This window comes from Sulfidibacter corallicola, assembly GCF_017498545.1.
In the GTDB taxonomy this organism is placed as follows: Bacteria; Acidobacteriota; Holophagae; order Acanthopleuribacterales; family Acanthopleuribacteraceae; genus Sulfidibacter; species Sulfidibacter corallicola.
The window spans coordinates 2,787,854-2,803,896 of sequence record NZ_CP071793.1 but is presented as its reverse complement, the minus strand read 5'-3'; the positions used below and the strand labels follow the sequence as shown (position 1 = coordinate 2,803,896).

Here is a 16,043-nt window from a genome sequence, read left to right as displayed (position 1 = left end):
GATCGAGCCGTGGGCCCGATTGTCGGGCTCGCCGCAGTTGCGGATTTTCGCCGATGGGATGCCGCCCTTCGCGATCCGCTGCCGGCACCGACGCCGGTAACTGGATTCAATGGGAATGGACCGATCCACCGAACGGGTTGGAAGTGGGCCGATTCCGTGATCGCCAGGTGGGAGGGGGGTCCCGGTGCCTCGTTGGTTTATCCCATCATTGTGCGTCTCGGAAAGAAATTTTCGTTTATTTTTTTGGCTTGGATGGCGATTCGTTACAAAAATGTTTTTCCTTTTATTCTCGGTCATTATAAATTAGAGAAAAATTCACACACCCACCCACACATAATCGGCACCGGTCCTACGTATGAACCCCGGGTTTGCATGTCCTGATCAACATTCAACTTCCCACGCGCTTGAGGTGTGCTCTTTCCATGGAACTGATGATCAAGAATTACTCATCGTTCGAAACGGGAAGTAAAGCGCGTGCGTTTTTGGCGCAGTCGCCGCACCACTTTATTGTCGCGAAAAAGTATCCGGAACCCGACCTGGCGCCTGAACTCCGGCCGCGCTTTCTCGTGTTGGGTCCCAATCGGCGCGCGGGTTACAGCCACCTTCCGGCGCGCAGCAAAGCCGAGGATGTTCGCCGTTTCTGCGAGATATCGGCCGGCTTCGATCCCATTCGAGAGCCGGATATTCACGGATTGGTGCGTCATTTCGAGGCGGCCCTGAGCGACAAGGATCGCCCGGAGCCGATGGTGGGCGAGTTGTTGCGTCATGCGGCCGACCAGTTCGACGCCTACGGGGTGAGTGTCCTGAGCTACAACCAGGATCGCAGTGCCCTGCGGTTCGTGGCCAACTACACCCGTGATCCGGTCATCACCAGCCGTCTTTCGCAGTTGGAGATACCGGCCGGTGTGGGGATCACGAATTGGGTCGTCGAGCACCGGCGACCGCTGTGTATCGAGGATGTCGAGAAGGATCGCCGCTATCGTGCCGGAGTCAGTCGGGAACTGAAGTTTTCGATTCGATCGCTGATGGCCGCGCCCATGTACCTCGGCGGTGAAATGTTGGGTGTCCTGCAGTTGGTCAGCGACGTGCCCGACCGGTTTTCCCAATCGAATCTACCCCTCCTGGAGATGGTGGCGACCATGCTGGCCATCTTCTACGAGCGCGTGCGTCTCGACGAGCGCCGGCGCGAGATGGAGCGGGCCGCCGGAACGGCGGAGGTGGCGACTTCGGTGCTGCACAACATCGGCAATATTCTGAACAGTGTGGCGGTTTCCTGCTCGTTGATGGACCAGCGATTGCGCAAGTCCAAGCTGACTCAATTGACCCGTGCCAACCATCTGCTCGAGAAGAACCTGCACCGCCTGGCCGAATTTTTCACCGAGGATACCAAGGGCACCATTCTGCCGCAGTTTCTGCTGCGGGTCGGCGAGCAGTTGGAGCGCGAGCGCGAGATCGTCTTGCGGGAGATTCAGAAAATCACCGAGAAGTCGAACCTGATGCGGGACATCATCGAGACCCAGCAAACGATCTCAAAGGTGGGTTCCTCGGATACCCAGGCCCTGATGCAGGTGGTGGACGAGGCGATCGGGATTCAGCGCGACTACCTGGATCGCAATCAGGTGCAGATCGAGAAACACTACCGAACGGGCAAACCGATCCGCGCTTCCAAGGCCAAATTGATCCACATCCTGGTCAATCTCATCAAAAACGGGGTGGAGGCGATGCGCAACATCCTGCCCGAGCAGCGCCTGCTGCGTTTGGATCTGGAAGAAAACGACGAAGGCAAGATCCTGCTGATCGTGACGGATGCCGGCATCGGCATCGAGCCCAAGGACCTGGAAAAGATGTTCACTCACGGGTTCACGACCAAGGAAGACGGGCACGGTTACGGGTTGCACTATTGTGCCAACGCCATGGAGGAGATGCGCGGGGAAATCCGCGTGACCAGTGCCGGACTGGGCAAGGGCAGCAGTTTCACCCTCGTGTTTCCGCCGATTCCCAAACGGGTTTGAGGCTCCGGATCTCTTCGCCTGGATGGGGAAGGGGCCTGTTCGCCATGGCCCGACGGGGGCTGTAACCGGTGTGCTCAAAGACCTTGAACGGAGCCGTACTTCCGACTCGTTCGGCCTGGTGTGAAGTCCCGTGGTCAAAGCGGTTTATCGCATTCCCGGGGTTGTCTTTTCATGGTAAGGTATTCGCAAATCACCAAACCCACGTTGCGCGGAATGCGGAGGGGACGTTCGTCGTTTATCTCAGGAAGGTTTTGCGCATGCGTTAGCGGTCCTTAGGAGGGTAGGTGGTGATCCCTGTTTCGCGATCGACCTCGATCCCAACGCATGCCGCGGCACCCGCATTCGGGCCCGCGCGCAGGCGACGATTGGCGGTGACGACCGTCCCGGGTGTTTTCCCCTCATGGCCGCCTTTGCGTATCTTGCTCGCGGTGTTGGTTTTGTTGGTAGCATGGTGCCCGCTCTCGGCCGCGTCCGATTCCGACGCCGAGCACCCCGAGCCGAAGGCCGTTGGACAGGTATCTTCTGCGGCGCCACTGTCCGATGCGACCAAGCCCGATGCCCCGGCGAACCCTTCCGAGGCGTCTACCGATGGTGCGGCACGACCCTCCACCGCGACCGAGCCGGCGAAGGACCCGACCGGTTCGGCGGACATGGCCACCGAGCAATCCGAAGCTTCCGTGGCGATTCCGATCAAAGGGACCGTGCGATTCGTGGGCCGGCGTAAAATCGATCTTGCCGATGAGGATCAGCGGGTTGCCGTGTTCATCGTAGGTCGACAAAGCGACATTTCTCCCGAGTCTCTCGACAAACCCTACGTCGTGGTGACCAAGAAGAAACAGTTCAACCCCCGTTTGATGGTCGTTCCGCGCGGTGCGACGGTTCGTTTTCCCAACCGCGATCCCATCATCCACAACGTGTTCAGCGTCTCCGGCGAGAATCGGTTCGATGCCGGCCGTTACAGTCGCGGGGAAGGGGCCACCCACGTGTTCACCCACGAGGGGTTGGTGCGGATCTATTGCAACGTCCATCACAGCATGAGCGCCCTGCTCTACGTGATCGACAACCCCTGGTACACCTATGCCGATTCGCGCGGCCGTTTCGAATTGCCGCCGCTGCCCGAGGGCGAGTACACCGTGGCCGCGGTACACCATTTGGCCGGAATGGTTCGTCGCAAGGTGGTGATTCGTGCCGGCGAGACGCCCGATCTGGAACTCAAGATGTCCGTTCGCAGCTTTCGCATCAAGCCCCACCTGAACAAGGATGGGAAACCTTACCGCAAACGCAAATCCGATCGTTATTGACGCGCCGCCTCCCTGCGGCCGAATCGTTCATATCCCCCAGCCGATTGGTTTCGAGGCTATCCGCATGAGGATCTCTTTTTCACACAAAATTCTGGCGGCCATTTTGATTTTGATGATGGTGTTGGTCGCCGGCATTCTCTTTTTCTTCAAGTTGCGCACCCAAGGTATCGCCCGCGCGGAAATCGAAGACCGCCTGGCGCTCACGGAGCGCATGTTCATGAACTACCAGGCCAGCATTGCCGACAAATTGGCGGCCATCAACGCCTATGTCACCGGGAACTCCGCCTTCTTGGCCTACATGGTGGAATCGATCGAGAGTGGATCCACCGAGTCGATCCAGGACCAGTTCCAGGAAGTGCAGCGTTTTTCCGGGGCCGAGTTCATGATCGTGCTCGACGTGGCGGGTGAAACCATCGTCGACACCTCCGACACCATCGCCAAAAATATGTCCGCTTCCTTCGAATCGTTGATTACCGAGTTGGAGTTGCGTGCGGAAGACGGTCAGGAACCGCTGGTCATCGATCGTCTCCAGTCCAGCGGTCGCCTGTACGACGTGGTGTTGGCGCCGTTGACCACACCGGACGGTTTTGTCGCCGGATTCGTGGTCGTCGGCTACGAAATCACCGACGAGACGGCCGAGCGCATCGGCGGCATCGCCAACTGCGACATCGCCTTTCTGGCGCGTCGGCCCGACAAGTCGTTGACGCTGGCGGCCAGTTACTTCAGCCACCAGATGGGAGCCGCCGTGATGGGCGATGCCCTGGCGACCCAAATGGGGAGCGCCGAACCGGGGCGCCCCTTCGAAACCAGTGTCAAAGGCAGTCCCTACATGGCCACCGCGGTCGAGATTCTGGCGGTGGACGGTGCCTCGCTGGGCCGCATCGCCATTCTCAAATCGATGGAGGCCGAGCTGGCCCCGTTTCAAACCATCCAGGCCGGTATGGTATTGATCAGTTTTTTCGCCCTGCTGGTCTTCACGCCCATCAGTCTGGCCGTGGCCCGTGGCGTGACCCTGCCCGTCAATCGGTTGGTGGCCAATATCGAGGCCGTGCGCGAGGGTGAATACGACGAGAACAAGGTGGAGGACCGCGCGGCCAGGGACGAAATCGGCGTCATGGCGAGGGCCTTCAAGGCCATGGTGCGCGAATTGCGCGAACAGCAGGAGCTGATTCATTTCCTCGAACAGGCCGCCCAGCAACAGTCCGCCATGACCCAATTGGAGGATGATCCCGACCGCACGATGCTTCTTCCGCAGAACGAACTGCCGACCCAGAGTCCCAGCATGGTCCAGATGGCGGTGCGTGAAGCGGTGGCCCGTGGCCAGAACCTGCCTTCCGGCTTCCCGCTCAACAAACGCTACGAGATCATGAGCGAGCTGGGGCGCGGCGGCATGGGCGTCGTCTACAAGGTCCGCGACCGAACCTTGGACGAGGTGGCCGCCTTCAAGATGTTGTTGGTCGACAGTCCCTCCGAGCAGCAGATGATGATCAAGGAGACCAAGCTCGCCCGCAAGGTGACCCACCGCAACGTCATTCGCATTTACGACCTGGGCGATATCGATGGCGTTCAGTACATCAGCATGGAGTTTGTCACCGGCGAGACGCTCAAGAGTTTGCTCAAGAAGGTCAAGCGGCTTCCTCTCGGTATCGGCATTCGCATTCTGGCGCAGGTGATCGACGGTTTGCGGGCGGCCCACGGGGAAGGCGTGATCCACGGCGACATCAAACCCGAGAACATCATGATCAACACCAGCCGCGGTGAGGTCAAGGTGATGGATTTCGGGATTTCGCGTATCGCCAAGGGCGACGAGGACAGCCGGATCACCGGGACGCCGGCCTACATGTCGCCGGAACAGTACCAAGGCCATATGTCGGTTCAGTCGGACATCTATTCGATCGGTGTCATGGCCTTCGAGATGTTCACCGGCCAACGGCCCTTTGGCGGAAAGAACATGATGGAAGTCATGAGCAAGCACATGACGGAACCACCGCCGTCGCCGAGTGCCCTGAACCCGGACATTTCGGCGGAGCTGGAAATCATGATACGCAAAGCGCTGGCGAAGAAGCCCGAGTCGCGTTTCCCGGATCTGACCGCCTTCCGCAAGGCATTGAGGCTGGCAACAGCCTAGTGGGATGCCCATCCAGGAGCGATCTCGGGCCCGTGACCGGGCATGGGGCTGGATGGGCACGCTGTCAGGTGTCCGCGTGCGGTAGCCTGAGACGGGTCGAATGTCGGCGACAGGTTTTTTCGGAACGGCGCCGCGACCGGCCGTGGTTTTGGGGGATGCCCGAGGTGGCCATCCAGAAGCGACCTGGAGCCCGTGACCGAGCCTGGCCGGATGGGCACGCGATCCGGTATCGGGTATCGGGGAGCGATTGCCTGGGATGTCGTTGTCGCGTGCAGTTGCACTTCGCTGTCGTGTGGGGACAAATCTTTGTCGTGTCGGGACATGTTCATTCGACCTGAAACTCGCTAGATTGACGGCAAGCGCTTCTTCGAAGCCGCAAAACCGGTTTGATTTGGAACATGGCCGTGTTCCTCCGATCCATTGGGAGGAACATCATGAACACTCGGGTTTTTTCAAGCGATCTGGACAGGTTCGCGGGTGTCCTGGCGCCCCTCGGAGCGGGCGCCTCGCACACTATTTGGCTGGTGACGCTGCTGGTGTTGGCGGCGGGTTTCCGTGGGGGTTCGGCTCGGGCCGGCGAGTTGATCGCCGTCGAAGGGGAGCTTCGCAAGGACGCCTACATCGTTGTTTTCAAGGACGATGTGTCGCCCTCGATCGCGATCGAGGCGCTCGCCGAAGCGAACGGTTTTCATCTGCGGAAACGGTGGCGATCGGCGTTGAACGCGGTGTTGGTCGAAGGGGTGGGGCCCAAGCTGATCGCGCAACTCGCCAGGCGCTCGGAGGTGGCCTGGGTCGAACCCGACGCCGTCATTCGCGTCGAGGTCGATGTGGGCACGAATCCTGGCGAGCCATCGAACCAAACGCTCTCGTGGGGCCTGGATCGCTTGGATCAGCGCCGGCTGCCCCTGGACGGGCGCTACCTACCGCCGTCCTTCGGGCGCGATTTTCCGGTGTACGTGCTGGATTCCGGCATTCGCGCCGGGCACCGTGAATTCGAGGGTCGTGCCCGTGCCGTCCACGACGTGTTCGATCCCCGTCACGGTGGTGTGGATTGCAATGGCCACGGAACCCATGTGGCGGGCACCATCGCCGGAGCCCGATTCGGGGTCGCTCGGCAAGCCCGGATCTACGCCATCCGCGTGTTGGATTGCAGCGGAACGGGTGCGTGGAGCGGCCTGATCGACGGCCTGGAGTGGCTGCTTCAACACGCCGAACCCCCCGCTGTGGTGAACCTGAGCCTGGGAGGGAATGGCGGCGTCTCGGTGGATGCCGCGGTGAACCGCGTCGCGGAGGCCGGTTTTCTGGTGGTGGCCTCCGCGGGCAACGACCACGGTGCCGATTCGTGCCGGCACACCCCCGCGAGGGCCCAGGGCGCCCTGACCGTGGCCGCCGTCGATCGCAGCGACCGCGTCGCCGGCTTTTCCAGCCTGGGCTCCTGTGTGGACCTGTTCGCCCCGGGAGTCGACATCCCGTCGGCGTGGTTCCACAGCGATTCGGCCAGCCGCATCTTGAATGGTACCTCCATGGCCGCACCCCACGTGGCGGGTCTCGCGGCCATGCTTTGGGGCCGATTTCCCGAGTGGCGCGTCGACCAGGTTCGGGAAACCCTGTTGGTTTCCAGCACCCCTGGCCTGATCACCGGTCACCTGGGCGGTGCACCCAATCGCCTCGCCCACGCCCATGAGGTGGAAGCGCCCCCGGATCCGCCTGGGCAACCCGGTTACCTCCAGGTGCTGCCCATGTGGTGCTACGGCCACTTCTACCTTCGCTGGCCGGCCGTGACCGGTGCCACCCATTACGAACTCTACGTTTCCGACTCCGCCGACTTCGCCGTGTCCGAACTCTTCTATTCCGGTCCCGCCACCTATCGAACCCTCATGGTTTCGCGCTCACGGTATTTTCGGGTTCGGGCCTGTCATGCCTTCGCGTGTGGTCCGTTTCGGGCCGGCGACCGCGTCGCCCAACCCATCAACATCTGTTTCTGAGGCTGAGCGGTCTCGGTTCATCGCTTCGTGTATGGGTTCCGTGTGAACCCCTTGCCCGGGGTCCGCCGATCTCGGGCTTTTCACCGCACCGTCGGCGGCTTGACTCGGTTTCTCCAAATCGGATGCCTCGCGCGTGCCGGCGGTGCGGCTTTTTCAACCATGGAGGACCGGTGTTTCCTCCACACATCGAGATCTGGTTTCCAGGGAGGCCAAATCTTCTCGGGTACAGGGTTGATCATGTGTAAGTCTTTTTTTACCACGGAGTCGCCGCCCAGGCCGGGGGCCCGGGTTTCAGGTGGGTAACTAATCGAAGCGAATCGTTTGGGAGTTCCCGCATTTGTGAGAGGGGCGTCGTTGCAGTAAGTTGGCCCGCCGGGCCGACATTTTTCGACGAACTCCCTGCACATCCGCCTTTTTAGGTTTTTATCTTTATCTTCGAGCTTTACAGAGTTTGTTACATAAGAGCTCACAGAGGGCTCGAAGGGTGGACGGCAGGCGTATCTGAAGGCTTTTGCTGGTTTCTTCCCTTTCCGTTTGGGTTTGATGAGGGTGAGGGTTCCCCTCTCTGAATTCGTGTCAATCCGTGTGATTCGTGGACAAACTTCTTGTTTGAACCGGCAAGGGGAGCCGAATGGTCAGGAACGCGGGCCTCTCATCCCAGATTCCGGAGTCGGCGAAACCCCGACCCTTTCTCCGAGGCCTCCGCGATCTCGGTGGTAAAAATAGAATCTCACCCATCCCGATTCAAGCCATTTCGAATCGTGTTCATCACTCCGAACTACCGCGAATCCAAGTGCTTCACGAGAATCGAGATGAAATGTCCAGACTCGGACGACATTCGCCCGCTTTGGTGTAAAATGAGTCTTTTCGATTTCTCTCTGGAGGTTTTCTTTTCGCGCTGTTTCTATTTGTGACCTTTTTTAACCTTATCGGTTCGACAACGTCGGTGGAACTTTTTTAGGGGAGTTGTACATGCCGCACATTGAGCATCTTGTGGTTCTCATGCTCGAGAGCCGTTCTTTCGATCATATGCTTGGCTATCTCGGCCATCCCGATTCCAGTTTCAAGGGCCTTTCCGGGAACGAAACCAATGCTTGGTATCCCGGCCTGCCCCCGGCCAAGGTTTCCAATCGAGCGGATTACACCGTGCCCTTCGCCCCCGATGCTTCCCACGAAGGCGTCATGTTCCAGATGACGGGTGCACCGGGGCCCTATCGACCTCCCTACCGCGTCAACAACAGCGGATTCGCCTTCTCCTACGAGTTGTCGGCCTTGCAGCAGGGCGGACGGCCACGTCAGGGAGAGCGGGCGATGCGCTGTTTCCAGCCGGCCAAGGTACCCGTACTGGCCGGCCTGGCTCGGGATTTCGCCGTGTGCGATCAATGGTTCTGCTCCGTGCCAGGAGGCTCCTGGCCAAACCGCAACTTCGTCCATGCCGCGACTTCCGACGGCGAGGTCGGCTCCGTGCTGCGCCCCTATAAGAACCGCACCATTTTCGAGCAACTCTCCGAGGCGGAGAAGAGCTGGACGATCTACCACGAGGGGCCGGCCCATTCCTGGACCTTCCCACGGTTGTGGCGGCGCCGCGAGAACCGCAAGAATTTCAAGCACATCGACCGCCTGTACGTGGACGTCGAGCGCAACAACCTGGCGAACTACACCTTCATCGAGCCCAACTACGGCAACCTGTGGCCGCCTTCGCGTTCTTCAAACAGCCAGCACACCGCGTCCAACACCCGCACCAGCCTCAACTTCGAGGCGGGCGAGCAGCTCATCAAGGATATTTACCGGGCTCTCATTTCCGAGCGCCAGATATGGGAGAAAACGCTGTTCGTGATCACCTATGCCCAGCACGGTGGCTTCTACGATCACGAACCGCCACCCACCACGGTTCCGCCCGACGACAAGTACAACGCCCATTTCAAATTCGATTTGTTGGGTCCCCGGGTTCCCGCGGTTCTGGTTTCACCCTGGATTCCGCGCGGTACCGTGGATCACACCCGGTACGACCACGCCTCGATCGTGCGGACCGCCCGCGATCTCTTCGCGCCCGAACTCGGCCCTTTGACGCGGCGCGATGCCGCTTCGCGCAGCTTCCTCCACAACCTCAGCCTCGAGCAGCCGCGCTCCGATTTTCCCGATTTGGCCCACCCTCTGGCTTTCGAAGCCGACGAACCCTCGGGCGTCCGGCCGGCGTTCACCCTGCTCGCCGGCAATGCCAACCAGGAACCGGTCGACCTGGCGAGCATGGACGATTTCCATCGCGATCTCGTCTGGCTGGCGCGCGAGGTGGAAACCTGTCTGGTGGAAGAGGCGCGCGGCGCCGATCCGTCCCTGAACGAAATGCGCTGGTGGGGTCCCATGTGCGGATCGACGGTTCCCGATTTCCCCTCTCGTGAGGCGCTGCGCAAGTACCTGCGCCACATTTGCTCCATGTTCCACAAATCCGGCGAAGCCTACATCCGGGTCGCCGACGCCGAGGGCAACTGTTACGAGATGCCGTCGGCCGTGTTGCTGGATCGGCTGATTGCCGAGCTGGGGAAGAGCCGCAGGAAGCGGGCCTTCATTCGGATATGGGATGGTGTCGGGCGCCATTTGACCTTCGAGAAATCGGGTGACCTGACTTTGGAGAACAGCGATGGGGAAATGATCGCCTTTCCCGATCTCGATTTGGAGGATTCCCGCTGCATGATGCAATCCTTCCGCGAAGGCAACGGCGATCGCCTGCAACTCGAATTCGAGCGCATGGAGTCGGCGCGCTGAGGGTTCGCCAGCCTGATCCCGCCCCTGTGGGGTGGCGTGCACGAGCGCGGAATGCTAAGGTGGACGGACTTCTCCCAATTTCTTTCAAGCTCCGCCACCGTGCCTCCGCGGCCCGGTGCGTTGGGTGGTGTCGTCGTATTTCGGAGGGCATGCAACCATGAACATTCTCGTGATTCAACCCGGCTTCCCGGCCGAAATCCCCTTGTTCGTGCGTGGCTTGGCGCGCATGGGTGCGCGCGTTTACGGGGTCGGCGATCAACCGCCCCATGCCTTGCCCGCGACCGCGAAGGAAGGCCTTTCCGGTTATCTCCACGTCCAGAAGCTGTGGGATGCCGGGGCGCTGATTCAGCAACTTCGGAACTGGTCCATCCCCGTCAAGCTCGATCGGGTGGAGTGCTTCTGGGAGGTGGCCATGGATTTGGCCGCCCAGGTGCGCCAGGCGTTTCGCATCCCGGGGTTGGATCCCGAGACCACCCGCTTGTTTCGGAACAAGGATCTGATGCGCCGTCGTTTGGACGAAGCCGGCATCCGCAACCCGCGCCACGCGGCCGCGACGACCTCCGCCCAAATCCGGCAGGCGCTGGAATACACCGGCTATCCCGCGATCATCAAACCCGTATCCGGGGCGGGCTCGGCCGACACCTACCGCGTCGATCACCCTGATGAATTCCAACGGATTCTGCCGCGGCTGCGCCATATTCGCGAGGTCGTCGTCGAAGAATTCGTGACCGGCACCGAATACACCTTCGACACCATTACCGTGAACGGCAAGATCCTGTTCTACAACGTCGAACTCTATCGGCCCGACATGTTGACGGCCAGGTCGCAGGAACAGATCAGCCCCATGACCATTTCCCTGCGCGATTTGGATCAACCTCATTTCCACGCCGCCTTGCGCATGAGCCAGTCCGTCATTACGGCGCTCGGTTTTCAAACCGGGTTCACCCACATGGAGTGGTTCCACACGCCCAGCGGCGAAGTGGTGTTCGGCGAAATCGCCGGGCGCCCACCCGGTGGTGATTCAGGTGAACTGATGAACTACACCTGCGACTTCGATGTCTACAACGCCTACGCCGAAGCCGTCACCAAGGGGCGTATCAGCCAGAACATCGGTCGCAAATACAACGTGGCCGTGGTGTTCAAGCGGGCACAGGGCCAAGGCAAGATCCAATCCATCGAGGGCCTCAACGAATTGGCCAAACGGTATCGGCCCCATATTCTTCGCGAAGAATTGTTGCGCCCCGGTGCCAAACGACGCGATTGGAAGCAGACCCTACTGTCGGACGGTTTTGTCATTCTGCGTCACCCCGATCTCGACAAAACGTTGGAAATGGCGGACTTCGTTGCAAATCACGTTCGCCTGCGCGCTGGAACCGGTTAACCCTCCCGAAAACCGAAACGGGGCTACGAACCCGTGCAGGGAAGGTTGCGCTCTATCATCGATAAGTCGAATTATTTTTGGGGGGAGTTCGGCGATCGCTCGTATCACTGTGCAAAGTGGCACCGACCGCAGACAGTTGAATCCTTTCGTTCAAATGGTTTGCGACGGCTGCCAGAACACCGGGGCCGGTGATTTCTCGTTGGGTGAGAAACGGTTTCGGTTGGGCAGGGCCCCTGTTCGTTGCGACGGGATGGGCCCGCTCCCGAACGCCATTTTGGGCGGCGTTCGACGTTTCAGTAGTGGAAACGGGCGGGAACCCTCGGTTCCCATTTGGATGGTGAGTGAAAGGAGCGCGATTCCGCACCAATCCCCGTTCGAAAGCACCCAAGTACAATCGTGCGCGTAAGCGGCAGCGAATCGATGCCGTTCGCGATGGCTCGTGGCCAGATCTGGTGAACCACCGGCGAATGGTGTGCCGGGGGACGCCCGTTTCGTGTCGTAAACCGGCTTGTCAAATGTCCCGGAAACGACGAGTGAGGCCTGCGGCGTGCTTTGGTGTTTTTGAAACAATCTGAAAACACGCTCAATGAAACATGATGAAAGTAACTCGAGTTCGATAAATTTCGTGAATCCGGTATTTTTTGTCGGAATATCACGGCTCAATAGGTAAGATATCGTTGGTTTGATCCCGGTATGAAGCGGGCTTGCCACACAAGCTCAGGAAAAAAGGCCCCGCGAGGGCCCCGGTCGAAGTGTGTCCACTCGTCGGCGCTCGCGGTGCGCCCTTTTTTGTGGCTGTGGTTTGCCGGAACCTCAGGTGGGCGCTGCTCTCCCTTCGAAAGCCCCTGGTTTCGAGCAAGGCATTGAAGATTCAATTCAATGATTTAGAACTAGGAGACTTGTGAGTATGAAGAAAAATCGTCACCCGTTTTTGGGATTTGTGTGTTGCGCTTTCTTCCTCGTGAACGGACTCTGGGCCCAACAAGAATACGGGCATCTTTCCGGAACCGTGACCGATATGGATGGCGCACCCTTGGCCAATGTCAAAGTCCTCGTGACCGGCAAGTACATCATCAGTGAACGCAATGCCGTCACCAACGAGAACGGAACCTACAGCGTGCGGAACCTGTCACTCGGTCCGGCCACCGTCACCTTTGTGATGACCGGCTTCCAAACGCTCAAACACACCGACGTGCCCATCAACCTGGGCAAAACCACCGACCTGGACATCAAGATGGCGCTCGCGGATATGGAGCTGATCTTGACCGTTTCCACCGAGAAACCCTTGATCGACACCAGCGATGCCCAAACCGGGGCCGCCTTCAGTGCGGTGGAGGTCGAAAAGATGCCCACCACCAAAGACCCCTGGAGCGTGATCGAACTGACTCCGGGCGTGTCGCTCAGCCTGGCCAACGTCGGCGGAAACAAGCAGGGAACTCAGGCCCGCTTCTCCGCCCATGGCACCTCGCCGTATCAGAACGCCTACTACGTGGACGGCATCAACCTCACCGATACCAGCGCTTCAGGCGCCTCGGGCCAATACTACGACTTCGACACCTTCGAGGAGTTCAGCATTTCCACCGGCTCTCACGACGCCTCGGTAGGGGCGCCCGGAGTCAACGTATCCATGGTCACCAAGACCGGGTCCAACCAGTTCGAGGGCCGCATGAGTTACGGCTACAGCGCCGACTCGCTTCAGAGCGACAACCACGTGACCTACGAGAGCAACGGCACCCAGCACCGCCTTTCCTCTCCCCAGGATTCCAACGAGGACCTGAATCTCAACCTGAGTGGGCCCATCATCAAGGACCGCCTCTGGTTCTTCGCGGCCTACCACAAGAACGACGTGTCGCTCTACGCGATCAATACCCGCGACACGGCCAAGGAAACCCTGGACGTCACCGAACTCGAGCAGATCAACGCCAACATCAAGTGGGCCATCACGCCCAACAACACCTTACGTGTGGGCTACAACGAAAACGAGAAGAGCAAGAGCAACCGCCTGCCCACGTCTCCCGGCACCAACTACTTCCTCGAGCCCGGCACCGCCTGGGCCCAGAAGGGTCCGGGAGACGCCTGGTTCATTCACGACGACTGGGTCTTCGGCAGCGGTACCGTCTTCTCGATCAAGTACGGCCAGCAGACCTATCCCTTTTCGCTGGCGCCCCATGCACAGGCGCCCGACGATGTGTTGACCCGCTTCCCGGTGGTGGTGGACCGCGTGAACGTGCGCGCCACTTCCGCGACCTACTACCCGACCTACAACCGCGAAAACCGCACGATCATGTCCAAAATCAATCATTTCGCGACCCTGGGCGCTTCCAGTCACGACATCACCTTCGGATTCGAGCGATTGGCCTCCGAAAACCTGACCCGCAACCAGTTCGCGGGCAACGCCCGCGTGGAAATTCAGCGCTACACCGACGGCGTCGCCTCCGGTGAGGTCTGGTTCTACCGCGGCATCGACATGACTTCCGAAATCGAGAACAGCGCCCTGTACCTCACCGACGAGATCACCTACGGCAAATGGACCATCAATCTCGGCCTGCGCTACCAGATGCAGCGCGGCCACATTCAGGACGGCTCCTTGGCCGGTACCTGGCAGAACGTGCCCGAGGACGTGGCGCCAGGCTTTGCCGATCGCTTCGGCGACGTCAATGTCGGCCGCCTGGACGACGCCGCCGAATGGAACGATCTGTTGCCACGCATCAACCTGACCTACGATCTGCACGGCGACGGCCGAACCGTCTTCAAGCTCGGCCTGAACCAGTATGCCTGGACCCTGAACACCAACGAATTCGAGATGGCCTCGGCGCTGGCCGACTTCGAGGAGGACTACGCCTGGACCGACCGCAACGGGGACGGCCAATTCCTCGGTGACGGCTCCGATTGGGGCGAAATCGACTTCAGCACGATCCTCTGGAGCAGCGGCGTCAGCACCGGCACCCCGATCGACGAGGACTATTCCGCGCCGATCACCGACGAGGCGATCTTCAACGTCTCCCACCAGATCGATGAAGGTTTCGTGGTGGGAGCCAATTTGATCTATCGCCGCAACAGCAACGTCGCGGTCACCCTCGATCGCGGTCGCGTCGGCCTGGACCGCTACGAGCTGACCACTTGGACCGACAGCAACGGCAACAGCCATCCCTTCTACCGGTTCCTCGACCCCAGCACGCCGTCCGATTTCGTGCAAACCAATCTCGACAGCTACGAGACCGAGTTCGTGGGTCTCGACGTCAGCTTCGCCAAACGCGGTGCGAACTACCTGATCAGCGGCTCACTTGCGTGGGGCGACAACAGCGTGTCGTACGACCTCGACGAATTGGACGATCCCAACCAACCGTTCCACATCTTCGGCGATCGCGGTGACCGCGTGGCCGGCGCCTATCAGCCCGAGTGGCAGGGGAACCTCTACGGTTCCTACACGCTGCCCTGGTGGGAGGTGGAACTGGGTGCCAAGATTCGCTACAACTCGGGCAACTACGTCACGAGCTACGAGAAAACCTCCAACGGGATCGGCACTTCCGAGGTGTTGATCCACGGTATCGAGAACGAAACCCTGCCCAGCTACTTCCTGGTGGATCTCAGTGCCGGCAAGAAGTTCAGCCTGTTCGGGTCCCACCAGTTCGAAGCCAAGTTGGACCTGTTCAACCTCCTCGACGAGGACGCCATCATCAGTTACGCCTCCTTGGACCGCGGATCTTCGCGATACCTGGATGGCGGTGAAATCCTGGGCCCGCGTGTGGCGCGGTTCAACCTGGTGTACAGCTTCTGATCGCCCGCGTTCGATTCGGCGATCCCGATTCGGGCGTTACCCCTTCAAAAGGGCGGTCGTGAACGGCGCAGGCTTCGGCCTGCGCCTTTTTTGGGCTACCCCGCGCAGGAGGCGGCGCCTCACTTATTCCTTGGATTCAGATCCCGGCGATCACCTATTCGTTGGGGCTGAGCCATACCAGGCAAATAGGATAGGTATCACATTGAAAGAACTCGATCTCCGTGCCGGAAACAAAAATGCGGAATTTGGAAAAATCGCCTTTTTTGGTGGCGAGTTCTTCGACGAAGTCGGGAATCATCAAACCTTCCACGCGCCACAGCGCGCCTTCGCGCGTAATCACTTGGATGGCGATATCTCCTTTGTAATCAACAGGCAGAAGCAAGTAGTCGATGCCGTCCTGCTGAAACGCAAAGGCGGTGTTGTCGTTGGCGCGCTTATCGGGGGAAAGGCAATCGGGGAAATCGCGGCACCCTTGGGCGATTCCGAGCGGGGATGTCTGGTTCAGCCCTTCCTGGGCGAAACCCAAGGACGTCAGTGCGAACAAGCATGCAAAAAATACTTTTTTCAATGCGGACCTCTGGTGTTTTTATTTGAGCCAATGTGTGCCTCCGGAAACGAGCCGTATCGCTCGCTCGCGAAGCAAGCAGCGGGTTCGAATCACCGCCGAAACGGATGCCGTCCAAACCCGGCCTCGA

General features: G+C 59.9%; 9 protein-coding genes. 8 read left to right on the top strand and 1 reads right to left on the bottom strand.

The window, feature by feature from the left end; genetic code table 11:
- Positions 1-9: 9 nt before the first annotated feature.
- The 8 genes from J3U87_RS08030 (at position 10) to J3U87_RS07995 (ending at position 15,348) form a co-directional block, all read left to right on the top strand.
- On the top strand, positions 10-381 hold the full coding sequence (locus tag J3U87_RS08030; RefSeq protein WP_237382521.1) for a hypothetical protein: 372 nt from the start codon (positions 10-12) through the stop codon (positions 379-381).
- A 41-nt stretch (positions 382-422) separates the two neighbouring features.
- A complete protein-coding gene (locus J3U87_RS08025; RefSeq protein WP_237382520.1) occupies positions 423-2,012 on the top strand; it encodes a sensor histidine kinase in 1,590 nt (529 codons plus the stop codon).
- Positions 2,013-2,449: 437 nt separating this feature from the next.
- Positions 2,450-3,313 (top strand): hypothetical protein, encoded by an 864-nt coding sequence (locus tag J3U87_RS08020; RefSeq protein ID WP_237382519.1) that lies wholly within the window; start codon positions 2,450-2,452, stop codon positions 3,311-3,313.
- A 64-nt stretch (positions 3,314-3,377) separates the two neighbouring features.
- Entirely contained in the window at positions 3,378-5,441 is a 2,064-nt protein-coding gene (locus J3U87_RS08015) for a serine/threonine-protein kinase (RefSeq protein WP_237382518.1), read from the top strand.
- Between the two features lie 434 nt (positions 5,442-5,875).
- The gene (locus J3U87_RS08010; protein WP_237382517.1) at positions 5,876-7,426 is read left to right on the top strand and encodes a S8 family peptidase; all 1,551 of its coding nucleotides are present in this window, start codon (positions 5,876-5,878) and stop codon (positions 7,424-7,426) included.
- A 972-nt stretch (positions 7,427-8,398) separates the two neighbouring features.
- The gene (locus J3U87_RS08005; RefSeq protein ID WP_237382516.1) at positions 8,399-10,189 is read left to right on the top strand and encodes an alkaline phosphatase family protein; all 1,791 of its coding nucleotides are present in this window, start codon (positions 8,399-8,401) and stop codon (positions 10,187-10,189) included.
- A gap of 157 nt (positions 10,190-10,346) precedes the next feature.
- The gene (locus J3U87_RS08000; RefSeq protein WP_237382515.1) at positions 10,347-11,570 is read left to right on the top strand and encodes an ATP-grasp domain-containing protein; all 1,224 of its coding nucleotides are present in this window, start codon (positions 10,347-10,349) and stop codon (positions 11,568-11,570) included.
- Between the two features lie 907 nt (positions 11,571-12,477).
- Positions 12,478-15,348 (top strand): TonB-dependent receptor, encoded by a 2,871-nt coding sequence (locus J3U87_RS07995; protein WP_237382514.1) that lies wholly within the window; start codon positions 12,478-12,480, stop codon positions 15,346-15,348.
- Between the two features lie 154 nt (positions 15,349-15,502).
- Here J3U87_RS07995 and J3U87_RS07990 read toward each other — a convergent pair whose 3' ends face one another.
- On the bottom strand, positions 15,503-15,916 hold the full coding sequence (locus J3U87_RS07990) for a hypothetical protein (protein ID WP_237382513.1): 414 nt from the start codon (positions 15,914-15,916) through the stop codon (positions 15,503-15,505).
- Between the last annotated feature and the right edge of the window lie 127 nt (positions 15,917-16,043).